This window comes from Pantoea sp. 22096 (assembly GCF_052045955.1).
In the GTDB taxonomy this organism is placed as follows: Bacteria; Pseudomonadota; Gammaproteobacteria; order Enterobacterales; family Enterobacteriaceae; genus Pantoea; species Pantoea alfalfae.
The window spans coordinates 1,495,813-1,518,434 of the sequence record NZ_JBQEPW010000001.1 but is presented as its reverse complement, the minus strand read 5'-3'; the positions used below and the strand labels follow the sequence as shown (position 1 = coordinate 1,518,434).

At 54.4% G+C, this 22,622-nt stretch carries 19 protein-coding genes and 1 pseudogene; 10 read left to right on the top strand and 10 right to left on the bottom strand.

Annotation, left to right across the window (positions count from 1 at the left end; translation table 11 throughout):
* Positions 1 to 27 precede the first annotated feature (27 nt).
* Positions 28 to 1,332: an NAD(P)/FAD-dependent oxidoreductase gene (locus ACTJKZ_RS07065; RefSeq protein ID WP_161733741.1), complete on the top strand. Its 1,305-nt coding sequence runs from the start codon at positions 28 to 30 to the stop codon at positions 1,330 to 1,332.
* Between the two features lie 170 nt (positions 1,333 to 1,502).
* On the opposite strand, the gene ACTJKZ_RS07060 is transcribed toward ACTJKZ_RS07065, so the two are convergent.
* Positions 1,503 to 1,736, bottom strand: a complete 234-nt coding sequence (locus tag ACTJKZ_RS07060) for a SymE family type I addiction module toxin (RefSeq protein WP_222924187.1) — start codon at positions 1,734 to 1,736, stop codon at positions 1,503 to 1,505.
* A gap of 822 nt (positions 1,737 to 2,558) precedes the next feature.
* Between ACTJKZ_RS07060 and ACTJKZ_RS07055 the strand changes: the two genes are divergently transcribed.
* From ACTJKZ_RS07055 to ACTJKZ_RS07040, 4 genes and pseudogenes are all read left to right on the top strand, one after another.
* Positions 2,559 to 3,122, top strand: coding sequence for an Ail/Lom family outer membrane beta-barrel protein (locus ACTJKZ_RS07055; protein WP_440829404.1), 564 nt, complete (start codon positions 2,559 to 2,561; stop codon positions 3,120 to 3,122).
* Between the two features lie 297 nt (positions 3,123 to 3,419).
* Positions 3,420 to 3,830 (top strand): annotated as a pseudogene (locus ACTJKZ_RS07050) (DUF2569 family protein).
* A gap of 118 nt (positions 3,831 to 3,948) precedes the next feature.
* Complete coding sequence (locus tag ACTJKZ_RS07045) at positions 3,949 to 4,488, top strand: hypothetical protein (RefSeq protein ID WP_253421604.1); 540 nt, start codon at positions 3,949 to 3,951, stop codon at positions 4,486 to 4,488.
* A gap of 405 nt (positions 4,489 to 4,893) precedes the next feature.
* Entirely contained in the window at positions 4,894 to 5,436 is a 543-nt protein-coding gene (locus tag ACTJKZ_RS07040; protein WP_033732285.1) for a glycine zipper 2TM domain-containing protein, read from the top strand.
* Positions 5,437 to 5,568: 132 nt separating this feature from the next.
* Here the strand turns inward: ACTJKZ_RS07040 and mfd are convergent, their stop codons facing one another.
* Positions 5,569 to 9,012, bottom strand: a complete 3,444-nt coding sequence (mfd, locus tag ACTJKZ_RS07035) for a transcription-repair coupling factor (protein WP_161736343.1) — start codon at positions 9,010 to 9,012, stop codon at positions 5,569 to 5,571.
* Positions 9,013 to 9,239: 227 nt separating this feature from the next.
* Positions 9,240 to 9,449, bottom strand: a complete 210-nt coding sequence (locus tag ACTJKZ_RS07030) for a hypothetical protein (RefSeq protein ID WP_013357479.1) — start codon at positions 9,447 to 9,449, stop codon at positions 9,240 to 9,242.
* Positions 9,450 to 9,696: 247 nt separating this feature from the next.
* Here ACTJKZ_RS07030 and lolC point away from each other — a divergent pair, with 247 nt between their 5' ends.
* The 4 genes from lolC (at position 9,697) to cobB (ending at position 13,817) form a co-directional block, all read left to right on the top strand.
* Complete coding sequence (gene lolC / locus ACTJKZ_RS07025; RefSeq protein WP_161736344.1) at positions 9,697 to 10,896, top strand: lipoprotein-releasing ABC transporter permease subunit LolC; 1,200 nt, start codon at positions 9,697 to 9,699, stop codon at positions 10,894 to 10,896.
* Positions 10,889 to 11,593, top strand: a complete 705-nt coding sequence (gene lolD, locus ACTJKZ_RS07020; protein ID WP_161736345.1) for a lipoprotein-releasing ABC transporter ATP-binding protein LolD — start codon at positions 10,889 to 10,891, stop codon at positions 11,591 to 11,593. The genes lolC and lolD overlap by 8 nt, the downstream gene beginning before the upstream one ends.
* A complete protein-coding gene (lolE, locus tag ACTJKZ_RS07015) occupies positions 11,593 to 12,837 on the top strand; it encodes a lipoprotein-releasing ABC transporter permease subunit LolE (protein WP_440829403.1) in 1,245 nt (414 codons plus the stop codon). Before lolD ends, lolE begins: the two co-directional genes overlap by 1 nt.
* A gap of 146 nt (positions 12,838 to 12,983) precedes the next feature.
* A complete protein-coding gene (gene cobB / locus ACTJKZ_RS07010; RefSeq protein WP_161736347.1) occupies positions 12,984 to 13,817 on the top strand; it encodes a Sir2 family NAD+-dependent deacetylase in 834 nt (277 codons plus the stop codon).
* Positions 13,818 to 13,849: 32 nt separating this feature from the next.
* On the opposite strand, the gene potD is transcribed toward cobB, so the two are convergent.
* The 4 genes from potD to potA are packed head-to-tail and all read right to left on the bottom strand — an operon-like array spanning position 13,850 to position 17,634.
* A complete protein-coding gene (gene potD / locus ACTJKZ_RS07005) occupies positions 13,850 to 14,893 on the bottom strand; it encodes a spermidine/putrescine ABC transporter substrate-binding protein PotD (protein ID WP_161736348.1) in 1,044 nt (347 codons plus the stop codon).
* Positions 14,894 to 14,904: 11 nt separating this feature from the next.
* Positions 14,905 to 15,678, bottom strand: a complete 774-nt coding sequence (gene potC, locus ACTJKZ_RS07000; protein WP_161736349.1) for a spermidine/putrescine ABC transporter permease PotC — start codon at positions 15,676 to 15,678, stop codon at positions 14,905 to 14,907.
* Complete coding sequence (potB, locus tag ACTJKZ_RS06995; protein WP_440829402.1) at positions 15,675 to 16,535, bottom strand: spermidine/putrescine ABC transporter permease PotB; 861 nt, start codon at positions 16,533 to 16,535, stop codon at positions 15,675 to 15,677. Before potB ends, potC begins: the two co-directional genes overlap by 4 nt.
* Positions 16,519 to 17,634 (bottom strand): spermidine/putrescine ABC transporter ATP-binding protein PotA, encoded by a 1,116-nt coding sequence (gene potA / locus ACTJKZ_RS06990; RefSeq protein ID WP_161736351.1) that lies wholly within the window; start codon positions 17,632 to 17,634, stop codon positions 16,519 to 16,521. Before potA ends, potB begins: the two co-directional genes overlap by 17 nt.
* 312 nt (positions 17,635 to 17,946) lie before the next feature.
* Between potA and pepT the strand changes: the two genes are divergently transcribed.
* Complete coding sequence (pepT, locus tag ACTJKZ_RS06985; RefSeq protein WP_440829401.1) at positions 17,947 to 19,176, top strand: peptidase T; 1,230 nt, start codon at positions 17,947 to 17,949, stop codon at positions 19,174 to 19,176.
* A gap of 73 nt (positions 19,177 to 19,249) precedes the next feature.
* Here the strand turns inward: pepT and ACTJKZ_RS06980 are convergent, their stop codons facing one another.
* From ACTJKZ_RS06980 to phoP, 3 genes are read right to left on the bottom strand one after another with little or no spacing between them, the layout of a single operon-like run.
* Positions 19,250 to 20,374, bottom strand: a complete 1,125-nt coding sequence (locus ACTJKZ_RS06980) for a ribosomal protein uL16 3-hydroxylase (RefSeq protein ID WP_161736353.1) — start codon at positions 20,372 to 20,374, stop codon at positions 19,250 to 19,252.
* Between the two features lie 57 nt (positions 20,375 to 20,431).
* Positions 20,432 to 21,892 carry a two-component system sensor histidine kinase PhoQ gene (gene phoQ / locus ACTJKZ_RS06975; RefSeq protein ID WP_161736354.1) on the bottom strand — a complete coding sequence of 487 codons (1,461 nt, stop codon included), beginning with the start codon at positions 21,890 to 21,892 and terminating at the stop codon, positions 20,432 to 20,434.
* Between the two features lie 2 nt (positions 21,893 to 21,894).
* On the bottom strand, positions 21,895 to 22,563 hold the full coding sequence (gene phoP, locus ACTJKZ_RS06970; RefSeq protein WP_003849836.1) for a two-component system response regulator PhoP: 669 nt from the start codon (positions 22,561 to 22,563) through the stop codon (positions 21,895 to 21,897).
* Between the last annotated feature and the right edge of the window lie 59 nt (positions 22,564 to 22,622).

Here is a 22,622-nt window from a genome sequence, read left to right as displayed (position 1 = left end):
TTGGTTCACAATTTGAGGGGGTCTTTGTTGACTACGTCTGTTAAGAGAATTGTTATTGTTGGAGGGGGAGCGGGCGGCCTGGAAATGGCAACGCAGCTGGGCCATAAACTGGGTCGTAAAAAGAAGGCCGAGATTATCCTGGTGGACCGTAACCACAGCCATCTGTGGAAACCGCTGCTGCACGAAGTCGCTACCGGTTCGATGGATGAAGGGATTGATGCGCTGAGCTATCTTGCTCATGCCCGCAATCACGGTTTTGAGTTCCAGCTCGGTTCGCTCACCGACATCGATCGCAGCCGCAAAGTAATCCGTCTGGCAGAAGTGCTGAATGCGCAGGGTGAAGTGCTGGTGCCACAGCGTGAAGTGGCCTACGACCAGCTGGTAATGGCGCTGGGCAGCACCTCAAACGATTTCGGCACGCCGGGCGTCAAAGATCACTGTATCTTCCTGGATAACCCGCATCAGGCGCGTCGTTTCCATAATGAGATGCTTAACCTGTTCCTGAAATTCTCCGCCAGCGAAGGCAGGGTCGAAAAAGTCAACATCGCCATCGTGGGTGGCGGCGCAACGGGCGTTGAGCTGTCAGCGGAGCTGCATAATGCGGTCAAACAGCTGCACAGCTACGGATTTAAAGGTTTGGGACGCGAAGCGCTGAACGTGACGCTGGTCGAAGCGGGCGAACGTATTCTGCCTGCACTGCCACCGCGCATCTCAGCTGCGGCGCATCAGGAGCTGACCAAACTGGGCGTGCGCGTTCTGACGCAGACCATGGTTACCAGCGCTGAGCAGAATGGCCTGAATACCAAAGGCGGTGAGTTTATTGAAGCCGATCTGATGGTCTGGGCGGCGGGCATTAAAGCGCCGGACTTCCTGAAAGAGATTGGCGGACTGGAAACCAACCGCATCAATCAGCTGGTGGTAAAGGAGACGCTGCAGACCACGCTGGATGATGACATCTACGCGATTGGCGACTGCGCCTCCTGTGCCTTGCCGGGCGGCGGATTTGTACCACCGCGCGCCCAGTCAGCGCACCAGATGGCCTCACGCGCCATGGACAATATCCTTGCTCAGCGCCAGGGCAAACCGCTGAAGGCTTATGTCTACAAAGATCATGGCTCGCTGGTGTCGCTCTCCCGCTTCAGTACGGTCGGCAGCCTGATGGGCAACCTGATGCGCGGTTCAATGATGGTAGAAGGGCGCATAGCGCGCTTTGTCTACATCTCTCTCTATCGTATGCACCAGATAGCACTCCATGGCTATTTTAAAACCGGCCTGATGATGCTGGTCGGCAGTATTAACCGGGTTATTCGTCCCCGGCTGAAGCTGCACTAAGCAACAGCAATAACGCTGGCTAATTAATGCTAAGCCTCCTCGATTCTGAGGGGGCTTTTTTATTCCCTTGAGGGGCACACATTAAGACAAATTAAACTTCAGTTTCCTGTATGATGATTAATAAGAAATCCCGGCCTTAATGCCGGGATTTTTCTTTACAGGTCAGTCAATTATCCTTCATTCGCCAGCCGGATGATCAACTGTCCCGGCCCGGTGATCACCTCGATCTTCTGCCCGGTCGTAAATCCCAGCGCTTCCAGCCAGCGGCCTTTAATGGTGAGCTGCGGCAGTGGGTTCGGCTGGCCCCTATTAGGCCGGTATCCCACTCTGTAATAATGTGCTCGCGATTCACCAGCGGCGGTTGTGGACGTGCGGGTCCCTGACTTATGATGCGTGTCAGCCATAATTAACTCCCAATCAGTTAGTTGTGGTCAGCGGGCTGTTGGTGTTCCACCACCTTCAGCCCGCGCTAAAAAATCTCTCGTTATGTGCTTCCTGTTCCGTTTTTACCTGTTTAAATATACACCTCCTGCCACGTAAACTCGCTGAAAGCTGAGTAATAAATTGCGAGCTATCTCTGAAAACCAGATAGTTTTTCTCCGGTCTGGCTTTCGTTCATTTTTTCTTCGCAGTCAGCTTGAGGGTGACGCTTTTTGGGAAAATACAGGTATTATTTTTCCGAATGCTTTCATTTATTCAGAGGGGTTTAAATAGAACTGTAACTTAGTCTTTTAATGGGTTGTGGGTATATAGGTCAGTTAATAATCTGCGTTAATGGATTGTATAAGGCAGGATAATTTTCTGGATGTATGTGCCGAAATGGTTTCCAGGGATTTTTGCTTTTTTATGGCAACTCGGTCTTGATACCTCTAATTCTTTTTGGTCTAATAATGCCATTAAGGATTGATTGGTAATTAACCGCGAGAATGATTCCTGTGGTTAAATTCTTTACTTAACCTAAATTAAATGGCCGAAGTTCCATTTAATAAGGCTGGCGTTTAAGTTTCACATTGACTCAGGCCAGCCTGATTTAAAAAATCCGGGTATGAATAGATGCTCTCCGACCGATCTGAACATCAGGCGCGGAGCGCTACATGAAATTCCTGTCCGATACAGATGGATTGATAAAAACTCTATCCTGTCCGTCGGGTATGGGTGATTCAGGGAATGAAGTCCTGCGATTAGCGCAGGGAAATAATGTTAGATTATGAAAAGGAATTAATTACATGACCTCTAAAATGACGATGCTGGCATTACTGTGTGGCGGTCTGCTCGTGGGCAGCAATGCGCTGGCTGATAATCACACTGTCTCGATCGGCTATGCTCAAAGCAAAGTTGATGACTTCAAAAACATTCGTGGTGTCAATGTTCAGTATCGCTATGAGTGGGACTCTCCTCTCAGCGTTATTGGTTCGTTCAGCTATCTAAAAGGCGATCAAAGTTTTTCTGAGCGAGAAGATTTTTATGGCGATGTCAGCGGATATGATGGAAAAACCAAAGTGAAATATTACTCACTGATGGCAGGTCCTGCATATCGCATCAATGACTACATCAGCTTCTATGGATTAATTGGTGTTGCCCATACCAAAGTGGATGAGAACGTGACTTATCCCGGAGTCTACTCCGAAGAATATAGCGAAAATAAAACCTCTTTTGCCTATGGCGCTGGCGTTGTCGTGAATCCTATCAGCAACCTCTCTGTGAGTGTTGGCTATGAAGGTACTCGCGTAAAATATAACGAAGATGTTGCCATCAATGGTTTTAACATCGGCATCGGATACCGTTTCTGATTCAACGCTAAAAACCGCAACCCTGGTCATCTGGTCAGGGTTGTTTTTTTGCACTCTGGAAAGGACCGTTTTTTATAAAGGTCGAATCAGGCAGTTCTTCGATACATTTAAAATAGTACCTGATCCTGTCTGACCAAAGACGTCGATCTTCTGAATTAACCGGTTTGAATTTTGTTAAAACAAAGAAAAACAATTACAGCTTCAGGGGGCGAGAATGTTATGCATTAAATGTCAGGAAGCAGAAGAGAATAAATAATCAGGCTTTTGTGATAATTGTGAAAAAAAGAAGAGGGCAGGATTAATGGCTTATTATATCTGCCAGCTTTAGGCTTGATTATTGGTTTTTTTACGATGCTGTATAATGATTTTTGTATTGTTTCGTTGATTGCCAACACTTATCAGAAACAAGGTGTGGTTAATAGTTTTAGTGTTTTATTATTAGCGCTGTCCATTATTAATGCTCCCGTAACAGTGCTGGCTTGCTGGTTCTTCTTTAGGAAGAAAGTAAAAACCAGATACGTGATGATAACGTAATATTTATACGGTCTTATCTTTGCGAGTTTTTGCACGCTTTATCCTGCTTTGGTTTTTCACGTAAACCTTACGCAGCCTGCTATCAATATGCTGGCTCGGGCCTTAATCAGTTGTCTGATATGGGTACCATACTTTATTTTTTCCAGCAGGATTAATAAAGTCTTTGTGCATTAATACGGTCAATATTTTTTTGTCACAAAATAAACGATGTGTAACGCAACACCCGCCTCGTTATAGTACCAATAAAATAACCAGTTCCAGTCTGTGTCAGTTAAATTAAGGATAATAAAGAATGGCTGCAAAAATTTTGATCACCGGATTGATAGCACTATTATTGAGTGGCTGCACGGCAGGTTTCAGACCTTCACTGGATGATTATAAAGGACAGGATGCGGCCCGGATCCGCGTCGCTTCAGAGGGCAATACGGCTCTCCAGTTCTTTGAAAAGCAGAGTTCAGGTTGCTATAAAAAAGTACTGGAACGCCGTATCACTTCTGGCTTTGCCATTCTGGGCATTCCTGTCACTGGCAATAAACGAATAGGTATGCCAGCGTCATCCGAGAACAATGGCGCTTTCATTAATGAATTTACCCTGAAGCCAGGACAAATGATTCGTGTCATCCATTACTGGACTCAAGCTGGGTACCATCAGAACACTCAAAAATCTGCCACTGTTGAATTTATTCCTCAGGCTAACGATGATTACGATATCGTGGTCAGAGGCTCTGAATATTCAGGCGATAGCGTTTCAATCAAAAATCTCACCCCAAACGGCATCGTTGTGGGCTGGGGCGAGGTGAAGGAATGCCCGTCAGAGAGTATTTTTGATTAGTCTCCTTTTTCTTCCTTCCTGAAGCCTGGGTGCTTCAGGAAGGAATATGCCCGATGACGGCATCCAGTGAACATGCTTACAGGTAGCGCTGAAAAGGCCGCTGCCAGAACAGACAGTCAGCGTCTGCATAACGCTTGAGATAAATTTATCCAGTTGATTTAATTAGTTAAATTTTTTTATTAAATCGACACCAGCAACAACTCCCTTCACCTCAGAACTCTCCTAAAAACTGGTCCTGATAGCAAAGTGACCAATTTCCTCCATTTATCTGATGTTGCATTTTCGGTCCATCTGTAAAACTTCATCTCAACAAACACGGCGCGTCGCGCACGCCGGTTATACCTCAGTCAATGAGGATGCTTTAACAGCAGGATTGCGCGGTAACACTTTCAGGAGGAACTTCCTGTGAATAAATCAATGTTAGCGGGTATCGGTATTGGTGTGGCAGCAGCGCTGGGTGTTGCCGCCGTAGCAGGCATGAACGTGTTTGATCGCGGTCCTCAATACGCTCAGGTACTGGCTGCAACGCCAATCAAAGAGAGCATCAGACAGCCACGTCAGGAGTGCCGTAATGTCACACTGACTCACCGTCGGGCCGTACAGGATGAGAACCGTCTTGCTGGCTCTGTATTAGGTGCAGTGGCAGGTGGAGTTCTCGGTCACCAGTTCGGTGGCGGTCGCGGTAAGGATGTCGCGACAGTAGCAGGTGCGTTGGCAGGCGGTTATGCGGGTAATCAGGTCCAGGGCGGACTGCAGGATCGTGATACCTACACCACAACCGAACAGCGCTGTAAAACAGTGTACGACAAACAAGAGAAAAAACTGGGATATGACGTGACCTATAAAATAGGCGATCAGCAGGGTAAAATCCGTATGGAGAACGACCCCGGCACGCGTATTCCACTGGATCGCAATGGTCAGCTGATTCTCAACGGTGACCAGGCGTAATTGGGCAAAGCTTTGCCGCACTGGCGGCCACACAGCACAACGTAATGAAAAAGGCGCATCTCAAAGATGCGCCTTTTTTATCGCCATTTTCCCGCACTTTACCGATTAGCTCAGCAAAGCGCGGGCAGAGGGTTACGCCTGATGCTCAGCCAGTTGTGAAACGAAGCCCTGCACCCAATCCATACGGATTTTTCTTTCCGACAGCTCGCGGGTAAACCGCAGGCGTGTTGGCCCATCCAGTTTCCACTGCTGTGGCTCTTTCTGCAGCAAACTAATCAGCCATGCCGGATCGACCTTGTTCTGCGGCGCAAAATCGAAATAGCCGCCTTTGTCGCTGGCTTCGATCTTACGCAGACCGACCGCGCGGGCTTTCAGACGGATAATCGCCACGTCCAGCAGATTACGCGCAGGGTCAGGGAGCAGGCCGAAGCGGTCGATCATCTCAACCTTCAGCTCCTGCAACTCCTCTTCAGCCTCCGCGCTGGCGATGCGCTTATAAAGTGAAAGACGGGTGCTGACATCCGGGATGAAGCTCTCGGGCAACAGCGCCGGCATGCGAAGTTCCACCTCAGTCTGGTTGCTGGTGAGATCTTCCAGTGACGGCTCGCGACCCGCTTTCAGCGCATCGACGGCATTCTCCAGCAGCTCCATATAGAGCGTGAAGCCCAGCGTCTCCATCTGTCCGCTCTGCTCATCACCCAGCAGCTCGCCAGCCCCGCGAATCTCCAGGTCGTGGGTTGCCAGCGCAAAACCGGCGCCCAGATCTTCGAGTGAGGCGATCGCTTCCAGGCGTTTATGTGCGTCCGCGGTCATCGACTTCGGATGCGGCGTCAACAGCCAGGCATACGCCTGATGATGCGAACGACCGACGCGACCACGCAGCTGATGCAGCTGCGCCAGGCCAAAGTGGTCGGCCCGTTCGATGATGATGGTGTTCGCGGTCGGAATGTCGATCCCGGTTTCGATAATGGTGGTACAGACCAGCACGTTGAAACGCTGATGATGGAAATCGTTCATCACCCGCTCCAGCTCACGCTCGCGCATCTGTCCATGACCAATCGCCACCCGCGCTTCCGGCACCAGATCGCTGAGACGCTGCGCCGCTTTATCTATATTTTCAACGTCATTGTAGAGATAGTAGACCTGTCCGCCACGCAGAACTTCACGCAGAATCGCTTCGCGGATCACCACGTCGTCGTATTCACGGACAAAGGTTTTTACCGCTAAACGGCGGGCAGGCGGGGTAGCGATAATGGAAAGATCGCGCATGCCACTCATGGCCATATTCAGGGTGCGCGGGATCGGCGTGGCGGTCAGGGTCAGGATGTCCACATCAGCACGCATCGCCTTGATGCGCTCTTTGTGACGCACCCCAAACCGGTGCTCTTCATCGACAATTAGCAGGCCGAGATCGTGCCACTTGAGGTCACTCATCAATAGTTTGTGGGTGCCGATCAAAATGTCGATTTTACCCTCGCTGGCCTGTTCCAGCACCTGTGCCTGCTCTTTGGCGGTACGGAAGCGGGAAAGCATCTCAATGCGAACCGGCCAGTTGGCGAAGCGGTCACGGAAGTTGTCGTAGTGCTGCTGTGCCAGCAGGGTAGTCGGCACCAGTACGGCCACCTGTTTGTGGTTCTCGATGGCCAGAAACGCCGCGCGCATCGCTACTTCCGTTTTACCAAAGCCCACGTCACCGCACACCAGACGATCCATCGCCAGCGGTTCGCACATATCGCTCAGCACGGCGTTGATCGCCTGTGCCTGATCGGGTGTGGTTTCAAACGGGAAGCTTTCGCAGAACAGCTGATACTGCTCACGGTCATGCTTAAAGGCAAAACCGGTTTTGGCGGCGCGCTGGGCATAGATATCGAGCAGTTCGGCCGCCACATCGCGTACTTTCTCCGCCGCTTTCTGCCGCGCGCGCGACCAGGCATCACTGCCCAGCTTATGCAGTGGCGCATTATCGTCAGCTCCGCCCGCATAGCGGCTGATCAGGTGCAGCGATGAAACCGGCACATAGAGTTTGGCGTCATTGGCGTAGGAGAGCATCAGGTATTCCGCCTCAATGCCGCCTGCTTCCAGCGTAGTCAGGCCGATATAGCGGCCCACGCCGTGCTCCAGATGCACTACTGGCTGACCGGGATGCAACTCCGCCAGGTTACGGATCAGAATGTCGGGATTGATGGTACGACGGGTATCCTGACGGCGACGGCTGACGCGTTCGCCCAGCAGATCGCTTTCGCAAATCAGCGCCCGGTTACCCTGGGTATCGATGAAACCACGCTCGCTGGCCCCGATCATCAGCGTGAAACGATCGTCGACGGTTTCATCAAAACGGTGCACTGACTGAGGACGCAGTTTAATCCGGGCCAGCAGCTCCTGCAGGCTCTCGCGGCGGCCTTCACTTTCGACCGAGAAGACCACGGCGCCGCTGAAAGTCTCAATAAACTGCCGCAGATGGTCGAGCGGCGCTTTCGCCTGCGCCTGAACGGCGAGATCTGGCAGCGGGATGTAACCGAGATTGGTATTCGCGGCTTTGGCGGGCAGCACCTCGTTGGTCATCTGGATGCGCGGCCAGGCTTTCAGTTCGCCCATTAACGCGTCGGGACGCAGCCACAAGGTGACCGGTTCCAGCAGCGGACGCATCGGGTCCACGCGACGGTTCTCATAGCGCGCCTCAGCATCCTGCCAGAAGCGGCTGGCGCTGCCTTCAAGGTCGCCGCAGTTCACAATCAGGGTGTTGTCAGGCAGATAGCTGAACAGGCTGGGTAACGGCTGCTCGAAGAACAGCGGCTGCCAGTATTCGATGCCCGCGGGCAGCGTGCCTTTGCTGACCTGCTGATAGACGTGCTCCGACTCGCGGCGCACATCAAAAATTTCGCGCCAGCGGCTGCGGAACAGCTCAATGGCGGCTTTGTCGCTGGGAAATTCATGTGCGGGCAGCAGATTGATTTCCGGCACCGCTTCCAGCGTACGCTGATTATCGACGTCGAACAGGCGCAGGCTGTCGATCTCATCATCGAAAAAGTCGATGCGGTAGGGCTGATCGCTGCCCATCGGAAACAGATCGAGCAGGGCGCCGCGCGTGGCGTATTCACCGTGCTCCATCACCTGATCGACATGGCGGTAACCGGCCTGCTCAAGCTGATCGCGCAGCCGGTCGCGTGACAGCTTTTGTCCCTGCTTCATTACCAGCGCATGGCCGTGCAGGAAACTGTGCGGACAGACGCGCTGCATCAGGGTATTGACCGGCATGATCAGCAGACCGCGCTGCATCACCGGCAGCTGGTAGAGGGTCGACAGTCGCGCAGAGATAATATCCTGATGCGGCGAAAAGCTGTCATACGGCAGCGTCTCCCAGTCGGCAAGGTGCGACACCGGCAGATCGGTAAACTGGCGGATTTCATCCAGCAGACGCAGAGCGGTTTGGGTATCGGGTGTAATCATTAACACCGGACCAGCATGTCGTTCGGTAATACTGGCACACTCAACCGCATGCGCAGCGCCGATAAGCTGGCCGAGCTGGCGATGATCGCCGGATTTAACGGGCAGGGTATAACGAGTCTGTTCGGGCATGGGATCTCGGGGTTGCTCCATTTTTCCAGGACGTAATCATTCCATATTATGTCAGGGGGATCACCTCTGCGGCACAATTTTCCTGCCGCGCCGCGCTGAACCCGGGGATCGGTCAGCCATTACCGGGCGTCGGCGGTAATACAGCGGATAGAGAGAGGATAGACGAGTCTGGAGCGGGATCAGAAAAAACCGCCGTCGCTGTGCAGCGACGGGGTTAAACGGGCATTCTATTTTATGGATTGCTGTGTGTAATACATGCGTGGGCGGTCGATATTTGCCCAGGATAACTCCTGCTCAGGATGATAGCTGAGGTTGCCGTCGTCCCACTTTACGTAGTAGCCGGCTGGTGCGCTTCCCTGCTCAAAGACGTTGATGATTTCGCCTCTGATTTCCCCGGATTGATGTTTAACGATGCTGCCTTTGGGAAATTTCAACATGGTCGCTGCCTCTATCGCTGTGCGATAAATTACCTCTTATCCTGTTACAGATTATAGTCTACGCGCCAGGGCGCTGGATAATCAGCCAATAAGCGATGGCTTTATCGTCTATTCTGCGGCTTTAGTCGTAAATGTGACGTATTCTGACGCAACTTTGCTGCCGACTCAGAGGGTTAGAGGTTTCATAAAACGAGCCGCTCCTTTATCATCCCCCTACCTATTTTCAGGCAACGGCTTACTGGATTCCATGTATCAACCTGTCGCGCTATTTATCGGTCTGCGTTACATGCGCGGACGAGCATCGGATCGCTTCGGTCGCTTTGTCTCCTGGCTCTCAACGATTGGCATCACGCTCGGCGTGCTGGCGATGGTCACTGTCTTATCGGTGATGAACGGTTTTGAGCGTGAACTTGAAGGCAATATTCTTGGCCTGATGCCTCAGGCGCTGATCACCAGCGACAAAGGCAGTCTCAATCCACAGCAGCAACCCGCCACTTCGCTGAATCTGCAGGGTGTCAGCCGTATCGCGCCGCTGACCACCGCCAGTGTGGTGCTGCAAAGCCCGCACAGCGTCTCCGTTGGTGTGATGCTGGGGATTGAGCCGGAAGAAAAAGATCCGCTGACGCCGTTCCTGGTCAACACCCAGCAGAGCGTGCTGCAGGCCGGACAGTACAATGTGATCCTCGGTGAACAGCTGGCGTCACAGCTTGGCGTTAAACGTGGCGATCAGCTGCGTCTGATGGTGCCGTCGGTCAGCCAGTTTACCCCGATGGGACGCGTACCGAGCCAGCGTCTGTTTACCGTGGCAGGCACCTATGCCGCCAATAGCGAAGTCGATGGTTATCAGATTCTGGTCAATCTTCAGGATGCGTCGCGCGTGATGCGCTATCCGGCCGGTAACATTACCGGCTGGCGACTCTGGCTGGATAAACCGCTGTCGGTCGACAGTCTGAGTCAGCAGACACTGCCTGCGGGCCTGGTCTGGAAAGACTGGCGCGAGCGCAAAGGCGATCTCTTCCAGGCAGTACGCATGGAGAAGAACATGATGGGTCTGCTGCTGAGCCTGATTATCGCCGTGGCCGCCTTTAACATCATTACATCATTAGGCCTGCTGATCATGGAGAAGCAGGGCGAAGTGGCGATTCTCCAGACCCAGGGCCTGACGCGTCGGCAAATAGTGGCGGTGTTTATGGTGCAGGGTGCCAGCGCCGGGATTATCGGCACGCTGCTCGGCACGCTGCTCGGTGTACTGCTGGCCAGCCAGCTTAATAACTTAATGCCGGTGATTGGCCTGTTCCTCGATGGCGCCGCGTTGCCGGTTGATATCAATGTGTGGCAGGTGGTCACCATCGCCCTCAGCGCGATGATTGTGGCGCTGTTGTCTACGCTCTATCCTTCGTGGCGCGCTGCCGCCGTTCAACCTGCTGAGGCTTTACGTTATGAGTAACACTCCTTTGTTGCAGTGCCGCGACCTGTGCAAACGCTATCAGGAAGGCAGCGTGCAGACCGATGTGCTGCGCAATGTGGCTTTCAGCCTCCAGCCCGGTGAACTGACGGCGATTGTCGGCAGCTCCGGTTCCGGTAAAAGTACGCTGCTGCATCTGCTGGGCGGTCTGGATGCGCCGACGTCGGGCGATGTGGTGTTTGATGGTCAGTCGCTGAACGCCATGTCCTCGTCGGCCAAAGCAGAGCTGCGTAACCGCGAGCTGGGCTTTATTTATCAGTTCCACCATCTGTTGCCGGACTTCAGTGCGCTGGAGAACGTGGCGATGCCGCTGCTGATTGGCAAAATCGCGAAAGCGGAAGCGCAGGATCGCGCCCGCGAGATGCTGGCTGCAGTCGGGCTGGACCATCGTGCCGCGCACCGGCCGTCTGAACTGTCCGGCGGCGAGCGTCAGCGCGTAGCGATCGCCCGTGCGCTGGTCAACCGTCCACGGCTGGTAATGGCAGATGAGCCCACCGGCAACCTGGATGCGCGTAACGCCGACGCTATTTTTGAGTTGCTGGGCGAGCTGAACGTCCGTCAGGGCACCGCCTTTCTGGTGGTGACGCACGATCTGATGCTGGCAAAACGCATGACGCGTCAGATGGAGATGCGTGATGGTCAGTTAAGCGATCAGCTCACTCTGGCAGGAGCGCTGTAATGGGTTCATCGTTATCCCTGTTGCTGGGCCTGCGCTTCAGCCGTGGACGCCGTCGTGGCGGGATGGTTTCGCTGATTTCGGTGATCTCCACCATCGGGATTGCGCTGGGCGTGGCGGTGCTGATTATCGGCCTCAGCGCCATGAACGGTTTTGAGCGTGAGCTGAATAACCGCATTCTGGCGGTGGTGCCGCACGGTGAAATCGAGGCAGTTAATCAGCCGTTCCAGCACTGGCAGTCGATGATTGCCCCGATTGAGAAGGTGCCCGGCATTGCGGCGGCTGCGCCTTACGTTAACTTCACCGGCCTGATTGAGAGCGGTGCCCGGCTGGAAGCGCTGCAGGTGAAAGGTGTCGATCCGGCCCAGGAACCGCGCCTCAGCGCGCTGCCACAGTTTGTGGCCGATAACGCCTGGTCCTCTTTTGCCGCGGGTAAGCAGCAGATCATACTGGGCGGCGGCATTGCCAAATCGCTGAAGGTGAAGCAGGGCGACTGGATCACCATCATGATCCCCAACAATGAGGGTGATAACAAATTGCTGCAGCCAAAACGCATCCGGCTGCAGGTCAGCGGTATCCTGCAACTCAGCGGCATGCTCGATCACAGTCTGGCACTGGTGCCGCTGGCCGATGCGCAGCACTATCTGGAGATGGGTGACAGCGTGTCCGGTATTGCGCTGAAGATGACAGACCCGTTCCAGGCCGTGAAACTGGTGCGCGATGCCGGTGAAGCGACCCGCTCCTATGTCTACATCAAGAGCTGGATTGGCACCTACGGCTATATGTACCGCGACATTCAGATGATCCGCGCCATCATGTATCTGGCGATGGTGCTGGTGATCGGCGTCGCCTGCTTTAACATCGTTTCCACGCTGGTGATGGCGGTGAAGGATAAGAGCAGTGACATTGCGGTACTCCGTACCCTCGGCGCGAAAGATCGGCTGATCCGCGCCATCTTTATCTGGTACGGTTTGCTGGCGGGTCTGCTGGGCAGCGTCAGCGGCGTGGTGGCTGGCGTACTGGTGGCGCTGAATCTGACCTCACTGGTGCGTGGGCTGGAATCGATTACCGGTCATCATCTGCTGGCAGGAGATATCTACTTTATTGATTTCCTGCCCTCGGAACTGCACTGGATTGACGTGTTCTCAGTACTGATTACCGCCATTCTGCTGAGCCTGCTGGCGAGCTGGTATCCCGCCAGACGCGCCAGCCGCATTGACCCGGCTCGGGTATTAAGCGGTCAGTGATAAAAATGCGGCGCGAGTGATTTCGCGCCGCATCTGTTTAAGACCTTTGCTGTTGGGTCATGCCCTCAGCAACCGTTACTATCGGGTGATGTTAACCCGGAATCTGTTTAGAGCGGCTCGCCGCAGCTGCTACGCCAGGAGATTTTATGCGTACACCACGTCGCCGCATACGACTTGCCCGCCTGAAGAAAACCCGGAGAAAAGTGCATCAGCGCTTTCGCCAGCGCATATTTGAGCGCGATCGTCAGGCCGAACTGGCCGCCCACCCTCAGCCGCATGTTGTGGTGCTGACCGGCGCAGGCATCTCAGCGGAGTCCGGCATCCGGACCTTCCGCGCGGCTGACGGCCTGTGGGAAGAGCACCACGTTGAAGACGTTGCTACGCCCGAAGGCTTTCAGCGCGATTCCGCGCTGGTGCAGCGTTTCTACAATGCGCGCCGCCAGCAGCTACAGGAAGCCGACATCCAGCCTAATGCTGCCCATCTGGCGCTGGCTGAGCTGGAGCAGGTGTTGGGCGATAACTTCCTGCTGGTCACGCAAAACATCGACAATTTGCATGAGCGTGCCGGTAACAGCCGGGTGCTGCATATGCACGGTGAACTGCTAAAAGTGCGCTGCGTCACCAGCGGTCAGGTGATTGAGTGGACCGGCGATATCACGCCGGACGATCGCTGCACCTGCTGCCAGTTCCCCTCTGTGCTGCGGCCGCACGTGGTCTGGTTTGGCGAGATGCCGCTGGGTATGGAGCAGATTTATCAGGCGCTGGAACAGGCCGATTACTTTATCGCTATCGGTACTTCAGGCCATGTTTATCCGGCCGCAGGCTTTGTGCATGAGGCCAAACTGCAGGGTGCGCACACCGTTGAGCTGAACCTGGAGCCGAGCCAGGTGGGTAACGAGTTTGCCGAACGGCATTACGGCCTGGCGAGCGAAGTGGTGCCGGAATTTGTTCATACCCTGCTGCGCGGACTGTATAAGTAGGCGGGCGGCTGATAGCCGCCTCTTTAACTCTTCTAACGGCCCGCTTTAAGCTGCTGGAACAGAGTTTCGTACTGAAGGCTGGCGTCGCCAACATCATCCTGCCATTCACCGTGCTTAATCACGTCAGCAGGTGGATAGAGTGACGGATCGTTCGCCACGGCGGGTGGCAGCAACGCCTTCGCTGCGAGGTTCGGTGTAGGATAGCCGATGGTTTCCGCCACTTTCGCCGCGACGTCAGGACGCAGCAGGAAGTTGATCAGCTTCAGCGCGCCTGCCTTGTTCTTCGCGTTAGCCGGGATCGCCAGGTTATCCATCCAGAAAATGCCGCCCTCTTCAGGCCAGACGATCGCTAACGGCGTGCCCGCCTGACGTGCGACATACGCCGAACCATTCCATAGCATGCCCAGATTCACTTCGCCTTCCATATAGGGATTACCCGGATTATCAGAGTTGAAGGCCAGCACATTGGGCATCAGCTTTTTCAGCTCAGAATAAGCGGCTTTGATCTGCTCAGGATCGCGGGTATTGCCGGAGTATCCCAGCTTGCGCAGCGCCATCTGAAACACTTCGCGCGCGTCGTCGGTCAGCAGCAGGCTTTGCTTATATTCCGGCTTCCACAGATCGGCCCAGCGGGTCACGCTTTTCACGTCGATCTCATCGGTGTTGACACCGATTGCCGTCGCGCCCCAGATATAGGGAATCGAGTAGTTATTGTCAGGATCGAAGGGTTTATTCAGCAGGTCGGGATCGAGGTTGCTGAAGTTGCTGAGCTGGTTTTTGTCGATTTTCTGCAGCATCCCTTCGTTTCGCATTTTTGCCACGAAGTAAGTTGACGGCACGACCAGATCGTAAGCGCCATCTTTCCAGGTTTTCAGTTTGGCGTACATGCTCTCATTGGATTCATAGGTCGAATAGATCACTTTAATGCCGGTCTCTTTCGTGAACTGCTCCAGCAGCCCCGGCGGCACATATTCGGTCCAGTTGTAGAAATAGAGGGTATTACTGTTGTCTGCCTGCGCCACGTTCATACCCAGCAACAGTGCACCTGCCGCCAGCCAGTGAGATCTCTTTTTCATCTTCAATCCTCTTATTTATTTCTGTCACGCAGCAGCCACTGACTGGCCGCGACCAGCAGCAATGACAGCAGCATTAAAATGGTGGCCAGCGCATTCACTTCCGGTGAGACGCCTACTTTTACCATCGAGTAGATCTTCAGCGGTAAAATCTCAAACGTCGGACCGGTGACAAAGGAAGAGACCACCACATCATCCATTGACAGGGTAAAGCTCAGTAACCATCCAGCGGCGACGGCTGGCATCGCCAGCGGCAGAATGATTTTGCGCAGGATGATGGTTTCGCTGGCACCCAGATCTTTGGCTGCCTCCAGCATGCGCACATCAAAGCCCTTCAGACGTGAGTAGACAGTAATCACCACAAACGGCAGGCAAAATGTAATGTGGGAAAAGAGCAGTGACCAGAAGCCCAGCGAAATGCCCAGCAGCATAAACAGCACCAGCAGGGAGATAGCCATCACAATGTCCGGCGACATCATCACCACGAATAGCATGCCACTGACAAAGGGCTTGCCCCGAAAACGGTAGCGAAAGAGTGCGACAGCGGTGAGTGCGCCGATCAGTGTGGCACAGCTGGCTGAGAGCACGCCCATGATCAGCGAGTGCTGCGCCGCCTGAATCAGACTGTCATTGTTCAGCAGCAGGCTGTACCAACGGGTCGTGAAACCCTGCCAGTTAATGCCAAAGCGGGAGGCGTTAAATGAATTCACGATCAGAATAACAATCGGTATGTAGAACCAGGCGTAAATAATCGCCATAAAACTGCCGCGTAACAGGCGTGCCATCATCCTAAATCCACCTGGTTATTCAGCAGTCGCGCCGCGCGCCAGTAAATCAGCAACAGCAATCCCATCAACAGCGTCATCACAATGCTGGTGGCCGCGCCAAACGGCCAGTCGCGGATGTTGAGGAACTGACTTTTGATGACGTTGCCGATCAGCAGATTCTTTGCGCCGCCCATCAGGTCGGCGACGTAGAACAGCCCCATCGCCGGGATCAACACCAGCAGACAGCCCGCAATGATGCCCGGCATGGTCAGCGGCAGAATAATACGGAAAAAGGTCTGCAGCTTACCGGCACCCAGGTCGCGCGCCGCTTCCAGCAGCGGTTTATCAAGCTTCTCCAGACTGGAGTAGAGCGGCAGCACCATAAACGGCAGCAGAATGTAGGTCAGCCCGAGGATCACCGCTTCCGGGGTATACATGATGCGAAACGGTTTATCGATCAGCCCCAGCGACAGCAGGAAATCATTCAGCCAGCCCCGGGTGCTGAGGAAAATTTTCAGGCCGTAGATACGGATCAGCGAATTGGTCCAGAAAGGTACAATCAACAGAAACAGCATCAGCGGACGCAGGCGCGGCGTGAGTTTTGTCAGACACCATGCAAAGGGATAGCCGAGCAGCAGACAGCCGATCGTGGCAATCAGCGCCATGTTCAGCGAGTGCAGCAGCACCTGCGCATAGAGCGGGTCGAGCAGCCGGGTGTAATTCCTGAAGGTCAACATCGCGCTGACGACGTGCGCATCATCGCGCGTCAGAAAACTGGTAACAAAAATCATCAGATTGGGCACAAAAACGAACAGCGCCAGCCAGCCGACGATCAGTACGATGACCCCCTTCTGAAAACCATTACGCATCAGCTTCATAGGGCAGTACCACCTCCCATCCCGGCACCCAGCTCACGGCCATCTTCTGATTAAGCGAGTGATCAACGTCCGGGTCATCCTCATTAAAGAACTCGCTGACCGTAACCAGCTTACCGTTCTCCAGCTCTACCGCAGACTCCAGCGTCATACCTTTATAGTTACGTTCGCGCACATAGCCAATCAGGCCATCTGATGCGCTGTCATCATGGATCTCCTGCACCCGCAGATCTTCCGGACGCAGCAGCACATGAAGCCGGTCACCCACGCTAACCGGGAAAGTACAGTGGATCTCGCACTCGCGTCCCTCTACCCGGGCCCGCACGTCTGGCGCGCTGTCGCTGGCGAGCACTTCAGCGTCAAAGACATTAATTTCGCCGATAAAGCGGGCAACAAACAGGTTTTTGGGCTCTTCATAGATTTCGCGTGGTGTACCATCCTGCACTACCTTGCCGTCGCGCATGACCACGATGCGATCGGACATGGTCAGCGCCTCTTCCTGATCGTGGGTGACAAAGACAAAGGTAATGCCGAGCTTACGCTGCAGGGCTTTCAGCTCGTTCTGCATCTGACGGCGCAGCTTATAGTCCAGCGCCGAGAGGGATTCGTCCAGCAGCAGCACTTCAGGGCGATTGACTACCGCGCGGGCAATGGCCACACGCTGTTGCTGGCCACCGGAAAGCTGATGCGGACGGCGATCGGCAAAGTGCTCCAGCTGCACCATTGCCAGCGCATCCTTTACCCGGCTCTCAATTTCTGCCGACGGGGTTTTCTGCATCCGCAGGCCAAAAGCAACGTTTTCAGACACGGTCATATGAGGAAACAGCGCGTAGCTCTGAAACACGGTATTGACGTGACGGTGTTCGGCCGGCGTATCAGTAATGTCCTGGTCATCGAGCGAGATACGGCCGCGATCAGCCGCTTCCAGCCCGGCAATCAGGCGCAGAATGGTGGTTTTGCCACAGCCCGACGGGCCGAGCAGGGTGATGAACTCACCGTGATGGATGGTCAGGTTAAAATCATCAATGATGGTCTTTCCATCAAAAGCTTTACTGATGCCAGAAAGCGTAACCAGCGCCTGCTGTGCGCGTGTTTGCGTCATTTTAGTCTCAGTCTGTCTAAGGTCGAACAGTTACAGCATAGCCGCTCAGTGCAGCCAGCCAGCAAAGAGGGGCGGATGATACCTGAAAAATAAGGCATTGCCATGTTTTGCCCGCCTGGCCGCGGCAATTCGCCCGGCTGTTAACAACATTGCGAGGTTTGCCGCAACAATCACGTAATCAGGCGTTTTTTTCGGGCTTATTACTTTCCCAAAGGTCACCGACAGCGCTAACCTGTCTGCGAATGATTTTACGCAACGTTGTGACCGGCGGGTCTGTGAATAATACCGGACGGCACTTTTAAAGGATGGGATATGGAACAGTTACTTGAGCGCTTTTTAAGTTATGTGGCAGTTGAGACACAGGCTAAGCCGCAGGCGCGCCAGGTGCCCAGCAGTGAAGGGCAGTGGACGCTGGCGCGTCAGCTGCAGGAGGAGCTGCTGGCCCTGGGTTTTGTTGATGTCACCCTGAGCGATCACTGTTGCGTCATGGGCACGCTGCCCGCCAATGTTGACTGGCCGACGCCAGTTATCGGTTTCATCTCCCACATGGATACCTCGCCTGATTTCACAGCGAAACATGTGAACCCGCAGATCATCGAAGATTATCGCGGTGGCGACATTGCGCTGGGTAATGGCAACGAGGTCCTGTCACCGGTCATGTTCCCTGTGCTGCACAAGCTGATTGGACATACGCTGATTACCACCGATGGCAAAACCCTGCTGGGCGCGGATGATAAAGCGGGTATCGCCGAGATCATGACGGCGATGGCGCAGCTGGCTAACAGCGATACGCCCCACGGCGCGATCCGCGTCGCCTTTACCCCTGATGAAGAGATCGGTCGCGGCACCTCATATTTTGATGTGGAGGCGTTCGCCGCCGACTGGGCCTACACCATTGATGGCAGCGATCTGGGTGAGTTTGAGTATGAGAACTTCAATGCCGCCTCGGCTACGGTCAAAATCGTCGGTAACAACGTACATCCAGGCTCCGCGAAAGGCGTGATGGTCAATGCACTGGAGCTGGCTAACCAGTTTCATGCGGCCGTACCGGCCGGCGAAAAACCGCAGTACACCGACGGCTATGAGGGCTTCTACCATCTGCATCAGATCAAAGGCAGCGTCGAGCACGCCGAGATGCTCTACATCATTCGTGACTTTGAAACAGAGAGTTTTGAACAGCGTAAACAGACGCTGCTGCAGATCGCTGCGGAGATCAACAAAACCCTGCACCCTGACTGCTCGGTCACTGTTGAGATCACCAATAGCTATCGCAACATGCGTGAAAAGGTCGAGCCGTTCCCGCATATCATTGATCTGGCTTTGCAGGCGATGCGTGACTGCGGCATTGAACCCGTGGTGAAACCGATTCGCGGCGGCACCGATGGGTCATCGCTGTCGTGGAAAGGATTACCTTGCCCAAACATCTTTACCGGAGGCTATAACTATCACGGCAAGCATGAGTTTGCGTCGCTGAATATCATGGCGAAGTCAGTGGAAGTGATTGTGCGTCTGTCAGAACTGGCCGCGCAGAAGAAGGATTAAATTAAAAAAGGCTCTCCTGCCATGACGGCAGGAGAGCCTGATTCAGCCGCAGCGCACTGTTACGCGCTGCGGGTTATTCCTCGCCGAAGTACCAGTAACCGGCATTCACCAGACCGGCGATCTGCGCCAGTACGGCCGGATCATCCAGCGCATCACCCAGATCCTCCAGTGTGATGCGATAGTGATTCGCCAGAACTGCCATCACATCCGGGCGTGAACACTCAACCCGCTCACCATTGATATAAACAGCCTCACCAATCGTCAGGACACGCAGGCCACCCAACCGGCTCAGCGCATCCCCCTGTTGCAGCGCATCATAAATTTCATCAGGCTGATAAGGCGGTTCCGGCGGCGCGACGTCGAGTTCGTGGCGTGACTGCGAAATGAATTCGCCGAACCACTGCTCAAACTGCGCTGGCTGATTAACTACATCCAGCATCAGCTGGCGCACGCCTTCAATCTCCTGCGGCAGGATCTGCGACGGGCAATCACGTGCAGGCACATCCGGATCGCTGAAGCGCAGGCTGCCCAGCTCATTGGCCAGGGCATAGTCCGCAAAGCCGCTGATTAACTCGCGACCGCTGGGGGCGCGGAAACCCACAGAGTAGTTCAGTGCGTTTTCCAGCGAGTAGCCTTCGTGCGGGAATCCCGGCGGAATGTAGAGAATATCGCCCGGCTCCAGCTCTTCATCGATGATGGCATCGAACGGTTCAACCTGCAGCAGATCCGGGTGCGGGCAGTGCTGCTTCAGCGCCACTTTTTCACCGACGCGCCAGCGACGGCGGCCAGTACCCTGAATAATAAAGACATCATACTGATCAAAATGGGGGCCGACGCCTCCGCCAGGCACGGCAAACGATACCATCAGGTCATCAACACGCCAGTCAGGCAGAAAGCGGAAAGGGCGCATCAGCGCGGCTGAGGGTTCATGCCAGTGATTGACCGCCTGGACCAGCAGTGACCAGTTGTTCTCTCCCAGATGATCATAGCTCTCAAACGGGCCGTGGCTGACCTGCCATTTGCCGTCCTGATGGCTGACCAGGCGGCTGTCCACCTCGTTTTCCATTGCCAGTCCGGCGAGTTCATCCGGTGAAAGGGGATCGACAAAGTTTTTAAAACCACGCTTCAGCACGACCGGGCGTTTCTGCCAGTAGCGCTGAATAAAATCGGGCCAGTTAATATCGAGCTGATAGTCCATACAAGGGTTCCGCTTAGGGCTGTAAATGCCAGCAAGTATAACAGTCCTGAGGGTTTTCTACTCGCGGTGATGTTCGACTTCCTGGCGCTGAAAAACTACTTCCATACGTGTTCCGCCAAGCGCACTGCTAGTGGCGATGACATTTCCATCATACTGTTCCAGTATATCGCGTACCACTGCCAGACCTAAGCCCTGGCCTGGCCGCAGCGTATCGGCACGCTGACCCCGGACAAACACTAAATCGCGCTTGCTCTCGGGAATGCCCGGGCCATCGTCGTCAATATAGAGATGCAGTGCATTTTCGCTTTGAAAAGCGCTGACTTCGATAAACTCCAGACAGTACTTGCAGGCATTATCCAGTACGTTGCCCAGCACTTCCATAAAGTCATTCTGGTCGCCAATGAAGGACAGCTCCGGAGAGATATCCAGCGTAATCGCCACGCCTTTGCGCTGATAGACTTTATTCAGTGCTGAACAGAGCTTGTCGAGCAGACCGGAAACGGAATGGATATCGCGCTGCAGCGGATTGTGATCGGCCTGCATACTGGCGCGGTGCAGGTAATATCCCACCTGCTGTGAAATACGACTAATCTGCTCCAGCATGACCGGCTCCGCCTGTTCTACTGTCAGCTCTTTGCCGTTGCGCAGCGATCGCAGGGTGCTCTGCAACACGGCCAGCGGCGTTTTCAGGCTATGGGTCAGATCAGAAAGGGTGGTGCGATAACGTGTATAGCGCTGCCGCTCATTGGTCAGCAGCAGATTGAGGTTGCGCACCAGACTGCGCAACTCCTGCGGTGGATTATCCGCCAGATTTTCGCGCTGACTGGTTTCCAGTTCGCGCACCTGCTGTGTCAGCGTACCAATTGGCCGCAGACTCCAGTGCGCCGCCAGCCACAGCAGCGGAATAATGAGAATCAGGTTAGCCGCCAGCACATAGCTGAACCACGACCAGACCACATCAGAGTGCTGCAACTCCTGCGGAATAGAGTCGACCACCACAATGGTGAGCGCGGGCAGATTCGTCGTGGCATCGTAACGGTTAACCGCAACCGAATGGGTAAAGGTATCGTTGCTGTCAGTGTCCCAGTCATTAAGCCGTTGCTTAGCATTGAGATTATTGCCCATCGCGACCATGCTGGTGCGGTTGCTGGTATCGATCTCGTAGAAATCAGGCTTCAGCAGCCATTCGCGGCGGATCTTTTTGCGAATATCCGGCACGTCGCGTTGCTGCCACAGCAGCTTGCCATGCTCATCGTAGATGAAGACCAGGGTAGGAAAATTCAGCGTCATTCGTTCCGGCTGCGCGATGGTGAGCTTGTTGTCATGCCATTGCGCCAGCGTAAAGAACAGATTGCTCTCGCCGCGCATCACCCGGTAGGTATTTTTATCGAAACTCACCACATAGCCAATCACCGCGACCATGCCGTAAGAGAGTGAGAGGAACAGAACTATCGCTGCGGAGGCCAGCAGAAAGCGGGCGCGCAGCGAAATAGGGCGGTAACGATTAAACCAGGACATGGTCAGAGATCAAAGCGGTAACCCTGGCCACGCACGGTGGCAATGACATCAGTGGGGTGCAACGCCAGAATCTTTTTGCGCAGACGACCCATCAGGACGTCGATGGTGTGGCTTTCGCGCAGTTCAGCGTCAGGATAGAGCTGCAGCATCAGTGAGTCTTTGCTCACCACTTTGCCGGCGTTACGGATTAGCGTCTCGACAATGGTGTACTCAAAGGCGGTGAGTTTTACTGGCTCTTCATTCACCGTCAGCTCACGGCGTGAGAGATCCACCTGAAACGGGGCCATATCGATGATTTGCGACGCATGACCGCTGTTGCGGCGCATCAGCGCCTGCAGGCGTGCCGCGACTTCTTCAATGTGAAATGGCTTGGTCACGTAGTCATCCGCACCGGCTTCCAGCGCTTCGACTTTCGCCTGCCAGCCCTCACGGGCAGTCAGGACCAGAATTGGCTGACGCACGGCATCACTGCGCCAGCGACGAATCAGCGACATGCCATCTTCATCCGGCAGGCCGAGATCCACCAGCGCGATATCGGGCAGATGTTCGCGAAGAAAATAGTCAGCTTCTTTGGCGTCTTCGGCGGCATCGACCTGATGGCCCATGTCACGTAACTGGACGGCGAGATGATGGCGCAGCAGGGCATTGTCTTCAACAACCAGAACACGCATAGAAATTCCTTACACTCTGTTTGAGTCAACCTGCAGAAAGTATACGCGAAATGTATTAA